A 20456-nucleotide genomic window follows, 5' to 3' on the forward strand; every position below is an offset into this window, starting at 1 on the left:
CCCCGGAGGACCGACCGTCTCAGTCCACCTCGTAGGCCGCCCTCGCCGCGACGATGTCCGGCACGTGCGTACGCGCCCAGTCGCAGGCGACGTCCAGCGGCTGAAGGAGCGAACGCCCCAGGGCGGTCAACTCGTACTCCACGCGCGGCGGGTTCTCGTCGTGCACGGTCCGGCTCAGGAAGCCGTTGCGCTCCATCGAGCGGAGGGTCTCGGTGAGCACCTTGGGGGTGACCCAGTGCAGCGGGACCCGCAGCTCGGTGAACCGGCGAGGGCCGCCCTCCAGACAGCGCAACACCATTCCGGTCCACTTGTCGCCGACGCGGAACGGCGCCGCGCGGTCGGAGCAGCCGGGATCGTCGAACATCTCCGCGGACAACGGCGTCCGCGCGGGCGAGGGCGGCTGTGCGGGCAGGGGCAACTGTGCGGGCAAGGGCTGGTTCACCCGCCCGACGCTAGCCCAGTACCTTTGCAGTAACCAGCCACCCCCGTCCTAACGTCGGCGCCATGAACAACGACCTCATCATCTTCGGAGCGGGTGGACGCGTCGGCCGGGCGGCGGTGGCCGAGGCGGTGGCGCGCGGCCACCGCGTGACAGCGGTGGTCCGCGACCCCGCCAAGTACCAGGACCTGAGCGGCGAGCGGGTCACCGTCGTCCAGGGTGACGTGACCGATCCGCGCTCGGTGGCGGCGCTCGCCCCGGGCCACCGTGCGGCCCTCAACGCGTCGGCGCGCCTCGACATCGGCTCCGAGGACTACTTCACCGCGGCGGCGAGCGCGCTGATCGCGGGGCTCGCGGAGGCGGGGGTGCGACGGCTGCTGGTCCTGGGCATCGCCACGACACTTCAGACCTCCCCCGGCGTACGGATCATGGACGGCGCGGACTTCCCCGCGGAGTGGCGGGCCTTCGCCCAGGGGCACGTCGCGGAGTTCGAGCTCCTGTCCACGGCGGGGCCGGAGCTCGACTGGCTGATGGTCGTGCCACCGCTCGACCTCAACGCCGACGCCGAACCCACCGGCGGCTACCGGACAGCCGTCGGCACCGTCCTCGAAGGGCCGGGGCGGATCTCCCACGCGGACCTCGCGATCGCCCTGCTCGACGAGATCGAGACGCCCCGCCACAGCCGCGTGCAACTGGCGGTGACGGCGGCCACCGCCCAAGAGGTCTGACACGCACGGCCCGCTCGTCGACCGGCGGGGTGCTCCGCGTGCCAGCGGTGGGGTTGCGTCCCTATGGCCGCCGCCCCACCGCGTCGAACCACCGCACCACCTGCGGCGCCGACACCACGAACGACCGGACATGGTCCACGGCGCCCTGGTTGACGATCCGCGCGGGCGCTCCGTGGCGGGCGAGTCGGGCCGCGCAGCTGCGCGCGTTGGCGATCGGGACGTCGGTGTCGGCCGTCCCCGCGTACAGCCGCACCGGCAGGTCGGCCTTCCAGTCGCAGGTGCGGTCGTTGTCGCGCGCCGCGTCCAGCAGGCCGCCGCTCGGGTGCTTGAGCCTTTCGTAGAAGGACGGCGTGAGCAGGTCCTTCACCGTGGGCGCGAGCGCGCCGATGATGTCCTCCTCCTCGTGCGCGCCGTCGAAGAGGCCCTCGACGCGGTGCGCGTACGGCTCCCGGAACGCCTCGGCCGGGTCCTTGTAGATGGCGTGCAGACGGTTCTGCGCGACCAGCCAGTAGGACATGTAGAGGACGCCGCTGACGTCGTTGACCCTGCCGTCGTACAGGGCCGGGAGCTCCTGGCCCTCCAGGTCGTACGGACCGCTGACGGGGGCGAGGGCCCGGAGCCTGAAGTGCCGGTCCGCGCCCTCCCGCAGCGCCCGCCCGAGCCCCATCGCGACCTGGCCGCCCTGCGAGAAGCCGGTGGCGTACACGTCGCCGTTGAGCGGGCGCCCCAGCTTCCCCGCCGCGGCGCGGGCCGCGCGCAGCATGTCGACTGAGGCGGTGACGGACGAGCGGGTGTCCATGTACGGATGGCGGCCCGGCCCGCCGCCGAGCCCGAGGTAGTCGGGCGCGGCGACGGCCCGGCCCGCGGAGGCGTTCAGATACGAGGCGACCCGCCCGAAGTCCTCACCGGCGGAGGGCGCGTAGTCCCGGTTGACCATCGTGCCGTGCGTGTCGGAGACCACGTCGAGCCGGTGGGCCCCGCCCTTGGGCAGGCTCAGCAGGCCGGTCGCGGTGGTGGGACGGCCGTGCGGGTCCACGGTCTTGTACGTGAGGCGGTAGGCCCGCACGCCGTACCGCGCGGGGCCGCTGTCGACGTTCCGCCCGCCGAGGAAGGCCCGGACCTCGGTGAGGTCCCGGTCGGCGACGGGCGTGAGGGTCAGGAGGTCGCCGCGCCCGGGGCCCCGGTCCCCGGCGGCGGCGACCGGGGCCGCGGCCAGGCCCGCGAGCAGCAGCGCGGCCGCTGGGGCAAGTCCCCGCCGTACGCGCCGACTCGCCCTGTGCGCACGGGCTTTGCGTGTGTCATCGCTCATTCCCCGAACGCTACGGACGCACGGCTCGCCTCGACATCCGAGTGTCCCCCGTGCCGGGGGTGGACCTGAGTGCACCCCCGGCCCGTGCCGGGGGTCAGCGGCACAGGGCCGTGTCCACGACCTTCTCCACGCGCCGCACGTCCGCCTCGGCGTCCGGCAGCCTCGTCACCGCGACGTTGGCGGCGCGGCCGTCCTCGGTGACGCCGCCACGGGTCTCGTAGCCGTCGATGTCGCCGCCGTGGTTCCAGGCGACGCCGCCGCACGACAGCGGCCTGCTCACGAGCCCGAGGCCGTAACGGGCGCCGGGGCCGAGGGCCTTGGCCGGGATCGTGGTGCGCATCTGGGCCAGCTGGGCCTTCGGCAGGAGGTCACCGTCCAGGAGCGCGCCGAAGAACCGGTTGAGGTCGGCGTTGGTGGAGATGATCTGGCCCGCCGCCCAGGCCCAGGAGGGGTCCATCTCCGTGAAGTCGCGCAGCGGCCCGTCGTCCGGATCCTTGATGTAGCCGTGGGGGTGCGGCTCCCGGATCGTCTGGTCGCCCACGGCCGGGAAGTAGGTGTGGCGCAGCCCGGCGCGCTGGATGACGCGCTTGTCGATCTCCTCGGCGAGGGGGCGCCCGGTGACCTTCTGGATGATCAGCCCGGCGACGACGTAGTTGGTGTTGTTGTACTCCCACTTCTCGCCGGGGGCGGAGCGGGCCTTGTGCTTCAGGGCGATGTCGAGGAGGTCGCGGGGCGCGAAGTACCGGTGCTGGATGGCCGGGAAGTCGAGGTAGTCGGTGTAGTTGGGCAGCCCGCTGGTGTGCTGGAGCAGCTGACGGACGGTGATGCGGCGGCCGTCGATGCCGTCCCCGCGGACGAGACCGGGCAGGTAGGTGTCGACGGAGGCGTCGAGGTTCACCTTCTTCTCGCCGACCAGTTGCAGCACCACTACCGCGGTGAAGGTCTTGGTGTTGCTGCCGATGCGCACCTGTCCGTCCCGGGGCACCTTCGCGCCGGTGGCCAGGTCGCCGACGCCCGCGGTGTAGCGGCGGGTGCGGCCGTCGCGTTCGGTCACGCTCGCCAGGGCGCCGGGCGGGCCACCGTCCCGCACCAAGGCGTTCAGGCCCTTCTGCACGGGGTCCGGCCGGGTGGCGGGCGCGGCGGAGGCCGCCGACGGCGCCAGGGCGCCGAGCGACAGCACTCCGGCGGTCACCGCGACCGCGGCCCTCGCGAGGCCGCGGCGGCCCCTGTCTCGCCGTCCGCTCCGCTGCCGACCGGGAGCACGGTATGCCTGTCCTGCCTGTCCTGCCTGTTCGCGCACGGGTCAACTCCGGGGAAATCGTAGGGATATCGACGGTCGGTGCCGACATCCAGCATGTCCGGAAGTGATCACTCAGGACGATCCCGCTACCCACCCGGCTCAGCCGGGGGCTAACCCCCGACGCGACCTCGCCTTCTTCCGTGCGGGAACCGAGGCCCGGGCTCAGCCGGTGCGGCAGCTGCCCAAGGGCCGGTCCGCGAGGGCGGGCAGCGCCTCGGGGTCGACGGCCGCGTCGCTGACGACCTGGTCGTCCGCGCGGGAGTGCGCGAAGGTGTCGTCGTAGACGGCGAACCCGCCGGGAAGGCCCACGACGCGCCCGGCCTGACGGCGGGCGAAGGCGGCCAGGAAGGCGTGGATCCGCTGGAGTTCCGATCTCGGCATGGCGGGAGCCTGGGCAGCCGTTGCCCCCTGGCCGCCCCTTCCCGCCGGTTCACACCAGCGGCGCGGTGAAATGTCGTCTGAGCAGCACCGACGCAGAGTGCCTGTCAGCGCCGTGCACATCCAGTGCACGGCGCTGGCTGTGAGACCCGCACGAGCGGCGCAGCACTGGCCGACGAAGTGGCGTCGGCCCGCTCGCTGGCAGCCAGTCTCCTGCTGGACGCCGAGCCCGCCCAGCTTCCGCAGCCTCCAAGGCTGGATCACCTGCCTGCCGATGGGCCTGGACCTGCTGAAACTGCGTCGCACGTTCATCACAACGCGTCTCGCAGGCCTACCTTCAGCAGCACGTCGACAAGTCGCGCCGCGGCATCCGGGAGCCCGAGGGCGGCGGCGTTGCGGGCCATCTCCTGGCGACGATCCTGTGAGGTGAGGATGGGTTCCAGGGCGCGCTGGAGTTCGTCAGCGTAGGCCCGGCCGTTCACCAACGCGATGGCGGCGCCAGCCTGCTGGAGGTGCAGGGCGTTGTACTCCTGCTCATTCCCGGCCAAGGAGGCGAGCTGGATCAGGACGGAGGGTTTGCTGAGGGCGGTGAGTTCGGCGATGGTTCCGGCGCCGCTGCGGGAGACGACGACGTCGGCCAGGGCCAGGACGTCGGGGAGCTCGGGGCCTACGAAGTCGCTCAGCCAGTAGCGGCTGCGCAGGGCGGGCGGCAGCGTGTCGGCGTGCTGGAGGGAGGACTCCAGGGAGGCGGCGTAGCCGGGCAGTGCGAGCGCGGCCACCGCCATGTCGGCCTGGCCCGTGAAAACGGCGGGGCGGACGGGGTTGCCGGTGACGATCGCTTTGGCCTTGCCGTCCTTGAGCAGGGGCAGGATGGACTCCGAGGACACGGCGATCGCGTCGGCGAAGCGGGCGAGCGCGCGGTTGGCCAGTCCGACGCGGACGGTCTGCTCGTGCACGACCAGCGGCGACTTGGTGGTCCTGGCCGCCAGGCCGACCGGCACGGAGACGTAGCCGCCGGTGGAGAGCACGACGTCCGGTTGGTGAGCGGAGACGATCTTGCGGGCCTCGGGAACACCCTTGACGACACGGCCCATGTCGCGGATGTTCTCGCGGTTGATCATCGCCAGCGGGTTGGAGGACCCGTCCTGGCGATCTACGGCAACGCCAAGGCGACAGAGCACCTGTCCTTCGAGCCGCGCTCCCGCGATCAGGTGGGCGCCATCGTCGACCGGTCCATCGCGCTGGCCGCCGCGGCCCCGCGTGTGGAGTACAGCCTGGCGGTCGTGGAACAGCGCAGCGACGAGCTGATCGGATTCGGCCGCATGGCCATGGACCCCCACCAAGAGCGCGCCGCCACCATGGGGTTCGCACTGCGCCCTGAGGCCTGGGGTGCCGGGTACGGCGTCGAGACCGTACGACTGCTGCTCGGCCTCGGCTTCGAAGAGCTCAACCTCCACCGCGTCTGGGGTGCCCGCTCCCCGCTGAACACCGCCTCCGTCAAGACCATGGCCAAGGCAGGGATGACCGAGGACTACACGATCCGCGAGCACATCCAGAAGGGCGGCAAGTGGCGGGACTCCGGGCGCCGGTCGAGCCGCACCAGCCGGGCCCCCAGGAGCCGGAGGCAGTGACCTTGCCTCTCTTCGCCGAAGCGGTGTACGCAGGTCGACGGGTGGCGCCACGATGATTGTGGGGACCGAACCACTGGCCGGGCGAGGGAAGGCGGGATGTGGTGACCACGATGATGTGGGCGACGGAGTTCGGGCCGTCGCACGAGGGCAGGGCAGCGGCAGTCCTGGCCGACGGCAGCGAACCGAAGCCCGCGGTCTTCGACGCGGGCAGTTCCGCGAACATGCACCGGACCAGCGACTGGTGGGTCTACGACGGCACTCTCGGGACACCACGGGCCTCCGAAGTGCGGGCAGCGTGCTCGTGCGGCTGGCGCGGAGAAAGGCAGGTCGCCATCGACTGGGAGCGCGTCGACCCCGATGCTCCCGACGCCTATGAGCTGGCTGCCCCGTACAGCGACTGGAAGCAGCACATCCGTGAGGTCGAGCGGCGGACGGTGCCCGTACCGACCGACGTGCAGGACCTCCTAGACCAGATCTGGCAGCGGCTGACGCTGCTGGCCAAGGATGCGCCCCTGGCCGCGCTGCGGGCTGTGGCGGCCCTGGAGGAAACCCTTGCCGAGACAGGGCGGAGCTCCGCGGTCTGGGCGTGGCAGGACGAGCAGGACTGGGGCGTGATCGCCACGAAGCTCGGTCTGTCCGAAGACCACTCTCGCGCGCTCCTTCGCAAGTACAGCCGCCTGTACTGACACGCGTTCAAGACACTCGTGTGCGACGGGTACGGGTCACGTTACGGCGGCCTGCCTCCTCGACCACAGCTGAGTGGTGTGATCGGCCCGGGGCGAGGGGGTGGTCTTTCGACCAGCCCCACGCCCCGGGCCAACTTCACCCACCGACGCCCCCGTGGCTCTCAGCTTGACTCCGTCGGGAATCTTGGGATCCCGCTGACCCACGATGCCTTCCACCAACTCCAGCCCTGGCGGGCGGTCTCCCGCCTGGGAGAACTCCTCATGGCCTGCGGAGTCCTGCCCGCGGTCGACAAACACCTCTGTTCCTTCCAGCGCTGGCTGCGCGGCCACCTGGCTGACATCGCCGAACCCGAGCACGCCCGCACCCGCCTGAGAGGCTTCTCAACTGGGCCATGCAGGAGTCATCGTCCTCCATTACGCACCGAGCCCTTTCCACTCTCGCGCTGCCGTGAGGGATGGCGGGGGCCTCGCAGTGCGGCCTTGGAAGCAGCAGAGCTCTTGAGGTTCCGAGGAAATCCGTTGGGCTGCCCGACCCGTTCCAGTCATGATCTGCTCATGGATGTCTATCTGGAGACCGAGCGTCTGGTCCTGCGGCGCTTCACTGCCGATGACGCCGACCTGCTGATCGAGCTGGACAGTGACCCGGCGGTGATGCGCTACCTGACCGGCGGCCAGCCGACCGACCCGCAGGTCGTCCGAGAGCAATACCTGCCGCGCATCCTCGCCGGCTACGAGCGGTGGGACGGCGAACTGGGGCTCTTCGCCGCTTACGAAAAGGACGGCGGTGCGTTCATCGGCTGGTTCCACTCCCGTCCACAGCCAGAGGGCCCGCTGGACGAAGTCGAACTCGGCTACCGACTGCGGCAGGCGGCATGGGGCAAGGGCTATGCGACCGAGGGCTCGCGAGCTCTGCTGGCGAAGGCATTCACGGAGCTCGGTGTGCACATGGTCTGGGCCGAGACGATGTCCGTGAACCACGGTTCGCGCAACATCTTGGAGAAGCTCAAGATGACGCTCACGGACAACATCCCCATCCCCTCCGACATGCAGATGATCGAGGGCTCCGAGCACGGAGGCGTACGGTACGAGATCACCCAGGAGCAGTGGAAACAGTGAGCCCTCCCCAAGCTCGCGGCTCTGACCGCGAGTTGGACAGCCCTGCGCAATGACGAAGCTCCTGGCAGACGGGTTCTCGGCCAAGATCACCCGTGCCCGCCAGGAGTTTCGCGCGCTTATCTGCTCATCCTCGATCGATCTGTCCAGCCGCACCTTGCGGTTCCTGACCGGACAACTGACAGCCAGACGGCAGGAGATCGGCACCCGGTGGCGATGCCTTCCCGCCGCACGACAGGCTCTCCTCGCCCTGACCCACCTGCGGTGCGGTGACACCTACGCCCAGCTGGCGACCGGGTTCGGCATCGGGATCGCGACCGCCTTCCGCCACAGTAGTAGGTGTCGCCGAACCTGATGATGTTCGGGTCAGCGGTGAGCCCTGGCAGGGCTGGGCTCCTCATGATGGCCTGGGTGTTCTGCTCGGCGGACGGGAGGTCTCACGCTGCGCATGGGTCACATCCCTGAAGAAGACGTGGCTGTGGCGAGGCGTGTTCGGGCGTCGGGGTCGCCATGAGGGCGCCGCAATCCCTGTCGGCGTCGGTCAGCTCGTCACGCGGAAGGTGGCGTCGCTGCGGGCCGTCGCGGTGGTGATCGGGTCGAGGCGGAGTTGGTAGGCGTAGTGGCGGATGTAGCGGTCGGGGTGGTTGTACGACTGGAAGGACGACCAGTTCGAGTCGGCGAGCCCGGCGACCTGGCGGAAGGTGGCGTCGGCGGCGAACTGGGGGGTGCCGTCGTTATAGGCCAGCTGGAAGTCGGAACCGGAGTGCCGCAGGAAGTAGCCGGGGTAGTTCACCGACTCGAAGGAGACGGTGCCGGAGCCCGCCAGGCCGGGCCTGAGCCGGAATTGGGCGTCGGGGCCGGTGATGTTCTGGTCGATGCGCACGTCGAAGTCGGCGTGCCGCACGTACCGGTCCTGGAAGTTGTACGACTGGAGCCGCTTGGCCGGGGTGTTGGCCCAGCGGGCGAGGACGCGGCTCTCCTCGGCGGCCGTCAGGTTCAGGATCGAACCGTGGCGCTTCTTCGTCCCGCCCATGTTGTAGCTTCCCGACGCCGGGAGCTTGTAGGTGCTGGAGGCGGAGGGGTCGGTCGTCGTGACCGGCATGTACCCGCGGCCGGAGGCGTACTGGTCGAGGTAGAGGGTCCACTCCTTGCGGTCCCGGAACTTCATCCACATCGGGCCCTCCACCTGCGAACCGGTCAGGCCGATACCGGAGAGGTTGCCGAGGTTCGTCCACGTGCCGAGGATCGAGTTGCTGCCTTCGAGGGTGATCTGGCCGTCGCCGGAGGCCCGTACGTAGCGGTAGTCGCCGACGCCGGTCGGCATCTCGACGATCTGGGTGTCGATGATTTCCTGGGTGCCGGGGCGCTCGATGTAGATCTGCGGGGTGGTGAGGGTGCGGAAGTCGCGGGTGTGGGCGTAGTAGATGCGGTGCTTCTTCACGCCGTTGACTGGCTTGTTCGTCGCCCAGTACAGGACGTAGTCCTTGGTCTCCGGGTCCCAGATCGCCTCTGGCGCCCAGGCGTTGCGCCCGTCGGGGATCGCGCCGGCGACGTTGAGCAGCCACGGCTTCGACCAAGTGACCAGGTCCGTCGACTCCCACACCACGAGGTTGCGGCTGCCGTTGTTGATGGCCTGGTCCCAGTTCTGCCCGCAGTCGATGCACAGGTCGGTCGCGATGATCCAGTACTTGCTGCCGTCGGGGGATCTCACCAGGGCGGGGTCGCGTACCCCCTGCGTTCCGACCGTGGAGCGCAGGACCATGCCGCCGCCGTTGAGGTCGTTCCAGTGGCGGCCGTCCGTGCTGTGCGAGAGGTACATCTGCTGGTTGGCCGCCCCCTCCCCGGTGAAGTGCACCATCAGGTAGCCCGGGTCGGCGGCGGCTGCCCGGTCCGGTGCGGTCAGGGCCTGGCCGGTGAAGAGGAGGCACGCGGCGAGCAATATCGCCGACAGCCGGGTGCGAAGCGCGGACATGCACATCTCCTGTCGTTCTGCCGTGGTGACGGCGGGGCCGGACGATGCGGTTGGCTGATCCGAGCGCGGGTGGTCGCTGCGCAGCAGGAGAGTTGGCGGTTTCTTGGCGACAGCTGTCGCGCTCGGCGCGTTCCCTCCCGGTGGTCGACCCGGGGCGGCCTCCGCAGCCAACTCGCCGTCGCGCCAGTCGAGTTGTGCGGTATATCGAATGGCGTTCGTAAGATCGGGCAGACAATAAGTGGGCGAAACAGGGTGCGTCAATACATCCGACCCGACCGAGTTCGGGCGCCGAACCCCTTCCCCCGCCACAGTCGAGACTTCGGACCGCCTTGTGTGACGCAAGCGTTGACCCGGGCGGGTGCAGGATCTATGTTCTGGCCGAGTTTACGAACGGCGTTCGAAATACCGGCAGCAGAGGGAGCATTCCGTGAGACCTGCGCTCACCCGTCGAAGGGTCCTCGGCATGATCACCGGCTCGGCCGCCGCCACCTTCACCGGTGTCTCGACCGGTACCGCCCACGCCGCCGCGCCCGCGTCACCCGGTGTCACGTACACGAACACCATCGCCGAGCAACGGGCCGACCCGCACATCTACAAGCACACCGACGGTTTCCACTACTTCACCGCCACGGTCCCGGCGTACGACCGGATCGTGCTGCGCCGAGCCACCACGATCCAGGGGCTCACATCGGCCGCCGAGACGACCATCTGGACCAAGCACTCCACCGGTGAGATGGGCGCCCACATCTGGGCCCCGGAGATCCACTTCATCGACGGCACGTGGTACATCTACTTCGCCGCCGGCGCCGCGAACGACATCTGGAGGATCCGGCCGTACGTCCTGGAGTGCACCGCCGCGAACCCGATCACGGGGACCTGGACGGAGAAAGGGCGTATCGCGTTGCCGCTGGACACCTTCTCCCTGGACGCGACGACCTTCGCCGTCAACGGCACCCGCTACCTCTCCTGGGCGCAGCACGACCCGTCCGTCGGCCGCGGCACCAACATCTGCATAGCGCGGATGTCCAGCCCGTGGACCATCACCGGCACCCCGGTCATGATCAGCCGACCGACCGCCTCGTGGGAGACCGCCGGAGGCCAGACGGTCAACGAGGGCCCGGCTGTGATCCAGCGGGGCGGCAAGGTCTTCATGACCTTCTCGGCCAGCGCGACGGACGCCAACTACTGCATGGGCCTGCTCACCGCGTCCGCCTCGGCCGACCTGCTGAGCGCGTCATCGTGGGCCAAGACCGCGCACCCGGTCTTCGCCAGCTACGCCGCCACCAGCCAGTACGGCCCGGGGCACAACCAGTTCACGGTCTCCGAGGACGGCAAGTCGGACATCCTCGTCTACCACGACCGCGGCTACAAGGACATCAGCGGTGACCCTCTCAGGGACCCCAACCGCCGCACCCGCGTCCAGAAGATCTACTGGAAGGCCGACGGCACACCCGACTTCGGCATCCCGGTCGCCGACGGCCTCACCCCGATCCGGCTCTCCTCGTACAACTTCCCCGACCGGTTCGTCCGGCACTGGGAGTACCGCGCCAGGATCGAGCCGAACGTCTCGCCGCTGGCCGACTCGCAGTTCTGCGTGATCACCGGTCTCGCAGGCAGCGGCACCGTCTCCCTGGAGTCGGCGAACTTCCCCGGCTACTTCCTGCGCCACAAGAACTACGAGGTGCGGCTGGAGAAGAACGACGGGACGTCGCTGTTCGCCGGTGACGCCTCCTTCACCGCCCGGGCCGGCCTCGCGGACTCCGCCGGCGTCTCGTACGAGTCGTACAACCTCCCGGGCCGCTACCTCCGCCACTACGACTACCTGCTGCGGGTCCAGGCCCTCGGCACGGCGACCGACCGAGCCGACGCCACCTTCTCCCTCCAGTGAGCCACCACTGCTGCCCCTTACCCCTCGGGGCTTCGGCGGACTCTCGTCATGAAAGGTGCAAGATGTCCTCCCCCATCAGCAGACGGCGCCTCCTGCAAGTAGCCGGGGCCACCGCCGCCGCCTCTGCCACCGGATCCTTGATCGGCGGTTCTCCCGCCCACGCGGCCATCCGCCGAGCAAAGGCCGACATCGGGGTCTCCGCGCACCCCTTCGAACTCGGCCAGGTCCGGCTCACCGCGAGCCGGTGGCTGGACAACCAGGACCGTACGCGGAACTACCTGCGGTTCGTCGATGTCGACCGGCTGCTGTACAACTTCCGCGCCAACCACCGGCTTTCCACCCACGGCGCGGCCGCCACCGGTGGCTGGGACGCGCCGGACTTCCCCTTCCGCACCCACGTCCAAGGGCACTTCCTCACGGCATGGGCCCAGCTGTACGCCGTGACCGGGGACACCACCTGCCGGGACAAGGCGACCTACATGGTCGCGGAGCTGGCCAAATGCCAGGCCAACAACAGCGCCGCCGGTTTCAACGCCGGGTACCTCTCCGGCTACCCCGAGTCCGACTTCACCGCTCTCGAGCAGGGGAACCTGAGCAACGGCAACGTGCCGTACTACACCCTCCACAAGACCCTCGCCGGTCTGCTGGACGTATGGCGCCACATCGGCAGCACTCAAGCCCGGGACGTGCTGCTCGCCCTGGCGGGATGGGTCGACTCGCGCACCGGCCGACTGAGCGGCGAGCGGATGCAGGCCATGCTGCGAACCGAGTTCGGCGGTATGAACGCCGTGCTGACCGATCTCTACCAGCAGACTGGCGACGCGCGGTGGCTCACCGTCGCTCGGCGGTTCGACCACGCCGCGGTGTTCGACCCCCTGGCGGCCAACCAGGACAAGCTCAGCGGACTGCACGCCAACACCCAGGTACCCAAGTGGATCGGGGCCGCCCGGGAGTACAAGGCCACCGGCACGAGCCGCTACCGGGACATCGCCGCCAACGCCTGGGACATCTGCGTCACCTCGCACACCTACGTCATCGGCGGCAACAGCCAGGCGGAGCACTTCCGTGCCCCGAACGCCATCGCCAGCTACCTCAACAAGGACACGTGCGAAAGCTGCAACACCTTCAACATGCTCTCCCTCACCCGGGAGTTGTTCGCGCTGGACCCGAACCGGGCCGAGCTGTTCGACTACTACGAGCGGGCGTGGCTGAACCAGATGATCGGCCAGCAGAATCCGGCCGACCACCACGGCCACGTCACCTACTTCACCCCGCTCAATCCGGGTGGCCGACGCGGTGTGGGCCCGGCGTGGGGTGGCGGAACCTGGAGCACCGACTACGGCACCTTCTGGTGCTGTCAGGGTACGGGCCTGGAGATGCACACCAGGCTGATGGACTCCATCTACTTCCGCAGCGACAAGACGTTGATCGTGAACCTGTTCGTGCCCTCGGTGCTCACCTGGTCGGAGCGCGGAATCACGGTCACCCAGACCACGTCGTACCCGAACAGCGACACCACGACCCTGCGCGTCACCGGCAACGTCAGCGGAACCTGGGCGATGCGCATCCGCATCCCGAGCTGGACGACCGGGGCCACCGTCAGCGTCAACGGCACGGCGCAGAACATCTCCACCACGCCCGGCAGCTACGCCACCCTGAGCCGCTCCTGGGCCTCCGGTGACACGGTCACCGTCCGCCTGCCCATGCGGATCGTCATGCGAGCGGCCAACGACAACCCGAACGTCGCCGCGATCACCTACGGCCCGGTGGTCCTGTCCGGCAACTACGGTGACTCCGCGCTCAGTTCCCTCCCATCACTGGACACGTCCTCGATCAAACGGACCAGCGGCAGTTCGCTCGCCTTCACCGCCACGGCCAACGGCTCCCCCGTCAACCTGGGTCCGTTTCACGACGCGCACGGCCACAACTACACCGTCTACTGGAACACGAGCGGCAGCACCGTCCGTCTCACCAACGTGGGCAGCGGTCTCGTGCTGGGCATCCAGGACATGTCCACGGCCGACGGTGGCCGCGCTCTGCAGTGGCACGACTCGGGCACCGCTGACCACGACTGGCACATCATCATCGACGGCAACGCGGTCCGCTTCCGCAATGCCCACAGCGGCAAGGTGCTCGGCGTCCAGGACATGTCCACCACGGACGGCGCGACCGTCTTGCAGTGGTCGGACAGCGGCACCGCCGACCACAAGTGGACGCTGCTCGACCAGGGAGACGGGACCTACAAGATCCGCAACGTACACAGTGGCAAGGTGCTCGCCATCGCGAACAACTCCAGGGCTGTGGGCGCGTTCGCGGTCCAGGACTCGGACGACGGCACCGCCGACAACCGGTGGCGCATCGTGAGGGACTAGGGGGTGTGACGCCGTCGTTGTCCCGAAGGGGAGGTGGTGGCTCGAGCACAGGTCTTCCCTCAGCCACTGTTCGGTGTTGCTCACGTGCAGCAGCGCGGCGGCCTGGCTGAGGACCGCGTCCCGGGCGGACGGGGGGGGCGAAGATCGCCTCGTGCTCGGCGAGGGTACGGCCCGCGGTCCTGTCGTCGACCAGGCCGCGCCAGACGCGGGCGCGCAGGGTGCGGCCGGAGATCCCTTCCGGGAGGGTGAGGAGGGTCTCGTTGCCCGTGGCCGAGACGATGGCACGGTGGACGGCGGCGTCGTGGGCGTTGAGCCGTTCGACGTCGTCACGGGTCTCGCATGGCGTCCAGGTGCCGCTTCGGCTCGGCCAGCTGCTCGTCTGAGATCCGGGTGGCGGACAGTGCCGTGGCCGTCGGTTCGAGGAGCCGCCGTACCTCCATGAGGTCCCGCAGCGCCACCGAGTCGCCCTGCAGCAGCTCCACCGCGCCGCCGAGACCCTCCAGGAGCAGGCTCGGCTGCAAGCTGGTCACATACGTGCTGTCGCCCCGTCGGACCTCCAGAACCCGGGCGACGGCCAGCGCCGTGGCCGCTTGCCGGGCGAGACCCATGCTGGGCGCCACGGTGACGGTGACCACAGCGGGAGTTCTCGCCCACCTGGTCATGGGGTTGCTCCCCGACCGGAAGGAAGAGGCAGACCCTACCGCCGCAACGCCCGTCGCCACCGACCAAGTGAGGACTCCCCCCACCGCCGGAGGCGAGCACCCCGACCGCGCCGGGAACGCCGAGTGCGACCGGCACCCCTGCTCCGACGGCCAGTGAGATAGCCACCGCCCCGACACGACCGTCAGCGGCCGGGATCAACGGTGAAGCCGCCTGTGGTGACGTCCCCGTGCGCCAATCGTTCGGCGCTCGACGCGTGACGGCCAGTCTCCGCTCATGGTCAACCCCTCACTGCAGCAGCCGAGTTCACCACGACACGTTACCTGATGACCCGTCAGGCCGCTGCTGGTGAGTCGAGGGGTTCTCGGGGCGCCGAAAGCGGCCGCGCATGACGTCGGCGAGTTGGGCCTCATAGCGCACCGCCCACGACCCCAAGGGCGAGAGAGCCACCAACAGGTCGCGGCCCGAGCCGGTCAGCGAGCAGCGGGCGGCAGAGGCGAACCCTCGCCCCCTCCCTTCATGCGCAACCACGCCGTCGGTGGACAATCGACGCAGGGTGCCCCACAGCACCTTGTCCGACAGGTGCCGACGACCGATGATGTGACGATTGCGATCGACGTCCTCATTGATCGCCAAGGCAAGCTCCGTGGGGCGCAAGGGGCCGTTACGCAGGGCCGCGATAACCGAGAAGCTCCAGCGTAGACGGAGCATCGTGAGGGCTACGCCGAGATTGCGCCAACGCTCCTGACTAAGAGTTGTCCCGTAAATGATCTACGGCATGCCGGGGGACCTGCTGGTTTCTGCGTCACCCGGCAACGACGAGGTTGTGCAGGCGGGCGATGCCGAGCATGGCGTGGTGAACGCCGTCGCCTTTCAGGCGGCAGTCGTGGAGGATCTTCCAGCCCTTCATGCGGGCGAAGGCGTGCTCGACGCGGGCGCGGACCTTGCGATGGGAAGTGTTGTGTTCTTCCTTCCATGCGGGGAGTTCGGCCTGGCCCTTCTCGCGTCGGTGCGGGATGACCAGGCCGGTGCCCCGGTAGCCGCCGTCCGCGATGACGGTGGTGTTGCCGACGGCGTCTTTCGCGCCGGAGAGTTCCCATGCCTTGCAGTCGTTGCGGTTGCCGGGCAGTGGTCGGCCGACCGCGACGACAAGCCGGGTGTCGGCGTCAATGACGACCTGGTGATTGGTGGAGTACCGGTAGTTCTTCGACTGCTCGGCGATGGTGTGATCGCGGGTGAGGACCAGGGTTCCGTCCACGATCAGCACGGTGTCCTTGGCGAACCGCTTGCGCTGCTGGAGGGCGAGTGCGGGGCCAAGGTGGTCGATGATGCGGTCGGCGGCCGACTTCGATACCCCGAACAGCGGCGCCAACTGCCGCAGCGTGAGGTTGGTCCGTCAGTACGCGGCGACCAGCAGGACCCGGTCCTCCAGCGGCAGGCTCCAGGGCCGGCCCTTGCGGACCGGGTCCGCACCCTCACGCCGCAACGCGGTGATCACCTTGCCAAACTGACGTGGGCTCAGGCCGGTGAACGGGGCTATCCAGGACGGCTCCGATGCCGTGATCACACCAGACACGGCGAGATCATCTCACCCGTGACCAGCAGTTACGGGACAACCCTTAGGCGTGCGCTTGCCACCCTCGAACTTCAGTCGGCGCGCGGGCGCAGGGCCCGCGGAGCTCACACCCCGGCGGTCCCGCAGGTTCGCCAGCAGAAGGTCTGCGTGTCTCGTCGCCCATGCCGCCGGCTCATGAAGCGCCTCCAGCAGTTCCTCCGACATGGGCGTCAGCGCTCGAGCCGCACTCTTCACCTGCGGCTCAACCAGCTGCTGTCGCACAATCAGCCCGTCACGCTCCAGTCGCCGCAGCGTTTCGAGCAGGGTCTTCTCGTGCAGGACCCATTCATTCAACAAGTCCGCATTGCGCACATTTCCCCGGTTTATGTGTGCTAGAAGTTCCGTCGGGCTCATCGGCCCGTCCAGCAGGGCGACGAGCACCGCGTACGTCCACTTGTTGCGTATGAGCTCGATAGCCATGCCGATTCCGTGCAGGTGACGGAGCTCGTCGTTGAGCAATGACCTACCCCCTTGAGCGGGCTCTGCCCGCGCATCCTGCTACGCCAGCTAGAGGAAGCATAGGAGCGCGGCGAGAAAACCCGATGTCCCCCACACTCGCGAGTTGCGCCAGCGCCGCTGGCTTGAATTCGCCGAACTGGCGGCACTGGCTTTGAAGTTAGAGTGCTCCGGCGGTGTAGCACTTGGACGTGGCCGAGATGGCCGTGCCAGCCTCGGCCACGTCCAAAGATCGAAAGAAAGTAGCGCCATGCATGACAGCGGATGGGGAACGTCACTGCCTCCATAGCGAGAGGAAGTCAGGACGGATCAAGAGAAAGAAGAATCCCTCGCCCTCGAGGGTACGGAAGTTGACAGAGGGAGCACGTCAAACCCCTCTCCCCGAAGAAGACCAAGCTGGCTACGTCGCAACAGCACCGGCACCCCGGCGCGGCGCAGGCTCGTGCAGCCGCACCCACGGGCTTGCAGAGCCGCGCAGATGGAGCTGGTCAGGGAAAGCCATGCCTAAGAACTCTAGTGGCTCAAGCACCTCACCTACCGGGAAATGGCATATCCGCCTCACCTCCCGCCTACCGCTCCCCCGGCACCCCGCTCCTGCCGGGGTAACACCAAACGATGAGCAATACCTTCGGAGGGTCCACGACTTCCTTCGCCTGCTGAACGGCGAATGGTATTGGGATGTCTTTGTCGCTCTCAACGATGGGCCGCTGCAGTACACGGACCTCCTAGCCACGATGCGCGCACAGATTCCCACCAACAACTGGCCGGGGCGTGCTCATCGCAACCTTCAGGAAGGCACGTTGTGCCGCACCCTGCAACGTCTAACGCAAACCGAGTTGCTCGACCGCGAAAGAGCAGCGCGCTTCCCATTCCCCACTACGTATCGACTGACGCCCCCGTCACAGGAGCTCCTGACCGCGATGGCACCGGCTGCCACATGGGCGGACGCACATGCGGCACTCCTCGTTCGCGCGCAACGAGGGCATAAGGCACCAGCCGAGTAGCGGTCACAGCCCGTTCGCTGCCGGCATCCTCCCGTCCGCGGCGAGGGCCCGCGGTGCCGTCATCGCGCCTCTGCAGCGGCCGCTGCTCGCGTGTCCACCTGCTACCTGGTGGGGCATCCACCCAGGTCGGCTTCGGGGATCCAGCAGTGCGCCCGTACTCACTTCGAAGTTGGTTTGCCCGCGCATCTTGCAGTCGGGCACCCCGGCAGGAGTACTTGCTTTTCCCACACCTCCGAGCTCCCTGCTCCGGTGTCCCGGCCGAAGACGCGTCCGACTCCCCCCGCGCTGAGGCTGTGCACACCGGAGCAGGGGCCCTCTTGCCCCCAAGAGGCCAACCCATGTTGATCACTCTTGACACGCATCCCGCCAGAAACGACGAAGCGCTACGGCATGTACTCGAGGACGCCTCGATGGGCCGCTGGGAAGGGCCACGAGACATGCTCATCGCCACCGGGCCGGACTGGGACCGGCGGATCTTCCGCCTCCAGGTCCTGGCCGAGGCCGGAGCCCGCCTCAGGTTCGCCGACACCTGGGCGGAGGCCGAGCCCCACTCCCCGCACGCCCTCTCCCTACTCGGTAACGTGCAGGCCCTGCGCGCGATGATCGCTGGTCGCGTGAAGGGCCAAACCTTGATGGAAGAGGCGTGGGCAACGTGCTGTGCCGCGCTGGACGTGTGGCCCCAGGACGTGGCGCCCCTGGTCGTCATGCTGGCGCTGCTGCGCACCCACGCCCCTGACCGCAGCACGCTGAACCATGTGTGGTCAGAGATCAAGCAACGTGATCCCTGGAATCGCGAGGCCCACCACGAGCTGGTCACCTACCTCTTCGTCCGTCATCACGGCGAGCCCGGCGAGGCGATGTGGTGGGCCGAGGAGCAAGTCTCCATGGCCCCGAAGGGCCTGCCCCTCGCGGTCCTGCCCTTGGTCGTGCTCGCCGAGGCCCACCGCTGCCGTCAGACGCAGAACCAGGACTCGTACGGCCTCATGATCCACCCCTGGGTCGAGTGCCCTCAGATCGACCAGGTGCTGGAGCGATGGTGGCGCTACCGCGCACCGCATCCGCACGCCTGCTTCGCCGACGACGCCGACTACCTGGCACACGCCCTGTCGTTCGCGAACCGCCACCACGAGGCCCAGGAGGTCTTCGACGCGATCGGCCCGTACGCCACCCATGTGCCCTGGGCCTACTGCGGCGATGCCCGCCGACTGTTCCTGCGACACCGGGCCTGGTCCTACAGCCCTCCACGGCGCCGGTACCGCTGACGACTCGCCGTCTCCGAATCCCGCAGCAGGAAGGACGGAAAGACCGTGCCCCTTGATGTATCCCGCGTCTCCGACGAGGAGCGCCTCAAGCAGCTCGGCTACCGCCAGACCCTGTCGCGCTCCATGTCCGGCCGCGCCAACTTCGGCGTCAGCTTCACCATCATCTCGATCCTGTCCGGCTGCATGACGCTGTACGGCTACGGCATGAACACCGGCGGCCCCGCCGTCATCATGTGGGGCTGGCTCTTCGTCGGCCTGATGACCCTGTTCGTCGGCCTGTCCATGGCCGAGGTCTGCTCCTCCTACCCCACCAGCGCGGGCCTGTACTTCTGGGCCCACCGCATGGGCCCGCCCCGCACCGCCGCCGCGTGGGCGTGGTTCACCGGCTGGTTCAACACCCTCGGGCAGATCGCCGTCACCGCGGGCATCGACTTCGGCGCCGCCACCTTCCTCAACGCCCTCCTGGACCTGCAATTCGGCTACGAAGCCACCCCCGGCCACACCATCACCCTGTTCGCAGCCATCCTGGTCCTGCACGGCGTCCTGAACACCTTCGGCGTACGCATCGTCGCCTTCCTCAACGAGCTCTCCATCTGGTGGCACATCGCAGGTGTCCTGCTCATCTGCGGCGCCCTGGTCCTCGTCCCCGACCACCACCAGTCAATCCGCTTCGTCTTCGGCGAATCCGTCAACAACACCGGCTTCACCTCCAGCCTCTACGTCGTAGCCATCGGCCTGCTCATGGCCCAGTACACCTTCACCGGCTACGACGCCTCCGCCCACATGACCGAGGAAACCATCGACGCCGCCACCGCCGGGCCCAAGGGCATCGTCCGCTCGATCGTGGTCTCCCTGGTCGCCGGGTTCGTCCTGCTCTTCGGCTTCACCTACGCCATCCAGTCCTACACCGGCGCCCTCGACTCCGACACGGGCGTACCCCCGGCCCAGATCCTCATGGACGCCCTCGGCACGGCCACCGGCAAGTGGCTCCTCGTCGTGATCATCGTCGCCCAGCTCTTCTGCGGCATGGCCTCGGTGACCGCCAACTCCCGCATGATCTACGCCTTCTCGCGCGATGGCGCGCTGCCGTTCTCCCGGGTGTGGCACAAGCTCCACCCCGGCACCCGCACCCCGACCAACGCCGTCTGGCTCGCCACCGGCGGCGCCTTCTGCCTGGGCCTGCCCTACCTGTGGAACTCCACCGCGTACGCGGCCGTGACGTCGATCGCGACGATCGGCCTGTACATCGCCTACGTCATCCCCACCTACCTCCGACTACGGCAAGGCGACCGCTTCGAACGCGGCCCCTGGCACCTCGGCTCCTGGTCCACCCTCATCGGCACCATCGCCGTCGCCTGGGTCGCAGTGATCACCGTGCTCTTCATGCTGCCCCAGGCCTCCCCCGTCACCGCCAAGACCTTCAACTACGCCCCCATCGCCGTGGGCGTCGTCATCGCCTTCTGCACCACCTGGTGGCTGGCCTCCGCCCGGAAGTGGTTCCTCAACCCCTCGGACCCCCGCAACGTTGCACCGCACAGTGCACAGGTAGCCGGCCAGCAGCAAGCGCCCAACCCGTAGGCCCAAGGCAGGTACTGGTCGCCCTGTGCAAGGCCTGCCAGGCGCTCCACACGAAGGCCCCCTTG

Annotated in this window: 15 protein-coding genes and 4 pseudogenes; 9 read left to right on the plus strand and 10 right to left on the minus strand. The window is 68.7% G+C overall.

Annotated features, from left to right (window positions below):
* Positions 1-19: 19 nt before the first annotated feature.
* Positions 20-364 carry a winged helix-turn-helix transcriptional regulator gene (locus tag ACIG3E_RS24585; RefSeq protein WP_399620641.1) on the minus strand — a complete coding sequence of 115 codons (345 nt, stop codon included), beginning with the start codon at positions 362-364 and terminating at the stop codon, positions 20-22.
* Positions 365-504: 140 nt separating this feature from the next.
* Between ACIG3E_RS24585 and ACIG3E_RS24590 the strand changes: the two genes are divergently transcribed.
* On the plus strand, positions 505-1167 hold the full coding sequence (locus ACIG3E_RS24590; protein WP_399620245.1) for an NAD(P)-dependent oxidoreductase: 663 nt from the start codon (positions 505-507) through the stop codon (positions 1165-1167).
* Between the two features lie 61 nt (positions 1168-1228).
* Here the strand turns inward: ACIG3E_RS24590 and ACIG3E_RS24595 are convergent, their stop codons facing one another.
* The 4 genes from ACIG3E_RS24595 to ACIG3E_RS24610 all read right to left on the minus strand — a co-directional run bounded on the left by ACIG3E_RS24595 (position 1229) and on the right by ACIG3E_RS24610 (position 5275).
* Positions 1229-2476: an alpha/beta hydrolase gene (locus tag ACIG3E_RS24595; protein WP_399620247.1), complete on the minus strand. Its 1248-nt coding sequence runs from the start codon at positions 2474-2476 to the stop codon at positions 1229-1231.
* A 94-nt stretch (positions 2477-2570) separates the two neighbouring features.
* Positions 2571-3668, minus strand: coding sequence for a serine hydrolase domain-containing protein (locus ACIG3E_RS24600; protein WP_399620250.1), 1098 nt, complete (start codon positions 3666-3668; stop codon positions 2571-2573).
* 270 nt (positions 3669-3938) lie between these two features.
* On the minus strand, positions 3939-4157 hold the full coding sequence (locus ACIG3E_RS24605; protein ID WP_399620252.1) for a hypothetical protein: 219 nt from the start codon (positions 4155-4157) through the stop codon (positions 3939-3941).
* Positions 4158-4465: 308 nt separating this feature from the next.
* Positions 4466-5275, minus strand: coding sequence for a UDP-N-acetylglucosamine--N-acetylmuramyl-(pentapeptide) pyrophosphoryl-undecaprenol N-acetylglucosamine transferase (locus ACIG3E_RS24610; protein ID WP_399620254.1), 810 nt, complete (start codon positions 5273-5275; stop codon positions 4466-4468).
* A 21-nt stretch (positions 5276-5296) separates the two neighbouring features.
* Between ACIG3E_RS24610 and ACIG3E_RS24615 the strand changes: the two are divergent.
* The 4 genes and pseudogenes from ACIG3E_RS24615 to ACIG3E_RS24630 form a co-directional block, all read left to right on the plus strand.
* A pseudogene (locus ACIG3E_RS24615) lies at positions 5297-5785 on the plus strand (GNAT family N-acetyltransferase); the annotation flags it as partial.
* Positions 5786-5895: 110 nt separating this feature from the next.
* Positions 5896-6471 (plus strand): hypothetical protein, encoded by a 576-nt coding sequence (locus ACIG3E_RS24620; protein WP_399620644.1) that lies wholly within the window; start codon positions 5896-5898, stop codon positions 6469-6471.
* Positions 6472-7026: 555 nt separating this feature from the next.
* Positions 7027-7587, plus strand: coding sequence for a GNAT family N-acetyltransferase (locus ACIG3E_RS24625; RefSeq protein ID WP_399620257.1), 561 nt, complete (start codon positions 7027-7029; stop codon positions 7585-7587).
* 85 nt (positions 7588-7672) lie between these two features.
* A pseudogene (locus tag ACIG3E_RS24630) lies at positions 7673-7915 on the plus strand (transposase family protein); the annotation flags it as partial.
* A gap of 210 nt (positions 7916-8125) precedes the next feature.
* Here the strand turns inward: ACIG3E_RS24630 and ACIG3E_RS24635 are convergent.
* Positions 8126-9556, minus strand: a complete 1431-nt coding sequence (locus ACIG3E_RS24635) for a glycoside hydrolase family 43 protein (protein WP_399620260.1) — start codon at positions 9554-9556, stop codon at positions 8126-8128.
* Between the two features lie 463 nt (positions 9557-10019).
* Here ACIG3E_RS24635 and ACIG3E_RS24640 point away from each other — a divergent pair, with 463 nt between their 5' ends.
* Together ACIG3E_RS24640 and ACIG3E_RS24645 are read left to right on the plus strand one after the other, a co-directional pair.
* Positions 10020-11444, plus strand: coding sequence for a family 43 glycosylhydrolase (locus tag ACIG3E_RS24640; protein ID WP_399620647.1), 1425 nt, complete (start codon positions 10020-10022; stop codon positions 11442-11444).
* A 62-nt stretch (positions 11445-11506) separates the two neighbouring features.
* Positions 11507-13816 carry a beta-L-arabinofuranosidase domain-containing protein gene (locus ACIG3E_RS24645; RefSeq protein WP_399620262.1) on the plus strand — a complete coding sequence of 770 codons (2310 nt, stop codon included), beginning with the start codon at positions 11507-11509 and terminating at the stop codon, positions 13814-13816.
* A gap of 12 nt (positions 13817-13828) precedes the next feature.
* On the opposite strand, the pseudogene ACIG3E_RS24650 reads toward ACIG3E_RS24645, so the two are convergent.
* From ACIG3E_RS24650 to ACIG3E_RS24665, 4 genes and pseudogenes are all read right to left on the minus strand, one after another.
* Positions 13829-14538: pseudogene (locus ACIG3E_RS24650) on the minus strand (FadR/GntR family transcriptional regulator); the annotation flags it as partial.
* A gap of 244 nt (positions 14539-14782) precedes the next feature.
* Positions 14783-15187: a winged helix-turn-helix transcriptional regulator gene (locus tag ACIG3E_RS24655; RefSeq protein WP_399620265.1), complete on the minus strand. Its 405-nt coding sequence runs from the start codon at positions 15185-15187 to the stop codon at positions 14783-14785.
* 94 nt (positions 15188-15281) lie between these two features.
* A pseudogene (locus tag ACIG3E_RS24660) lies at positions 15282-16052 on the minus strand (transposase).
* 12 nt (positions 16053-16064) lie between these two features.
* Entirely contained in the window at positions 16065-16550 is a 486-nt protein-coding gene (locus tag ACIG3E_RS24665; RefSeq protein ID WP_399620268.1) for a winged helix-turn-helix transcriptional regulator, read from the minus strand.
* Between the two features lie 1438 nt (positions 16551-17988).
* Here ACIG3E_RS24665 and ACIG3E_RS24670 point away from each other — a divergent pair.
* Together ACIG3E_RS24670 and ACIG3E_RS24675 are read left to right on the plus strand one after the other, a co-directional pair.
* A complete protein-coding gene (locus ACIG3E_RS24670) occupies positions 17989-18813 on the plus strand; it encodes a hypothetical protein (protein WP_399620270.1) in 825 nt (274 codons plus the stop codon).
* Between the two features lie 45 nt (positions 18814-18858).
* A complete protein-coding gene (locus ACIG3E_RS24675; RefSeq protein ID WP_399620272.1) occupies positions 18859-20391 on the plus strand; it encodes an amino acid permease in 1533 nt (510 codons plus the stop codon).
* Positions 20392-20456 lie beyond the last annotated feature (65 nt).

It is taken from the genome of Streptomyces sp. NPDC053474, assembly GCF_044544845.1.
Classification (GTDB): Bacteria; Actinomycetota; Actinomycetes; order Streptomycetales; family Streptomycetaceae; genus Streptomyces.

What these genes read in the sequence shown, in the direction of transcription:
- ACIG3E_RS24585 (WP_399620641.1), bottom strand. Translation starts at nt 364, where the DNA reads ATGTTCGACGATCCCGGCTGCTCCGACCGCGCGGCGCCGTTCCGCGTC.
- ACIG3E_RS24590 (WP_399620245.1), top strand. Translation starts at nt 505, where the DNA reads ATGAACAACGACCTCATCATCTTCGGAGCGGGTGGACGCGTCGGCCGG.
- ACIG3E_RS24595 (WP_399620247.1), bottom strand. Translation starts at nt 2,476, where the DNA reads ATGAGCGATGACACACGCAAAGCCCGTGCGCACAGGGCGAGTCGGCGC.
- ACIG3E_RS24605 (WP_399620252.1), bottom strand. Translation starts at nt 4,157, where the DNA reads ATGCCGAGATCGGAACTCCAGCGGATCCACGCCTTCCTGGCCGCCTTC.
- ACIG3E_RS24610 (WP_399620254.1), bottom strand. Translation starts at nt 5,275, where the DNA reads ATGATCAACCGCGAGAACATCCGCGACATGGGCCGTGTCGTCAAGGGT.
- ACIG3E_RS24620 (WP_399620644.1), top strand. Translation starts at nt 5,896, where the DNA reads ATGATGTGGGCGACGGAGTTCGGGCCGTCGCACGAGGGCAGGGCAGCG.
- ACIG3E_RS24625 (WP_399620257.1), top strand. Translation starts at nt 7,027, where the DNA reads ATGGATGTCTATCTGGAGACCGAGCGTCTGGTCCTGCGGCGCTTCACT.
- ACIG3E_RS24635 (WP_399620260.1), bottom strand. Translation starts at nt 9,556, where the DNA reads ATGTCCGCGCTTCGCACCCGGCTGTCGGCGATATTGCTCGCCGCGTGC.
- ACIG3E_RS24640 (WP_399620647.1), top strand. Translation starts at nt 10,020, where the DNA reads ATGATCACCGGCTCGGCCGCCGCCACCTTCACCGGTGTCTCGACCGGT.
- ACIG3E_RS24645 (WP_399620262.1), top strand. Translation starts at nt 11,507, where the DNA reads ATGTCCTCCCCCATCAGCAGACGGCGCCTCCTGCAAGTAGCCGGGGCC.
- ACIG3E_RS24655 (WP_399620265.1), bottom strand. Translation starts at nt 15,187, where the DNA reads ATGCTCCGTCTACGCTGGAGCTTCTCGGTTATCGCGGCCCTGCGTAAC.
- ACIG3E_RS24670 (WP_399620270.1), top strand. Translation starts at nt 17,989, where the DNA reads ATGCTCATCGCCACCGGGCCGGACTGGGACCGGCGGATCTTCCGCCTC.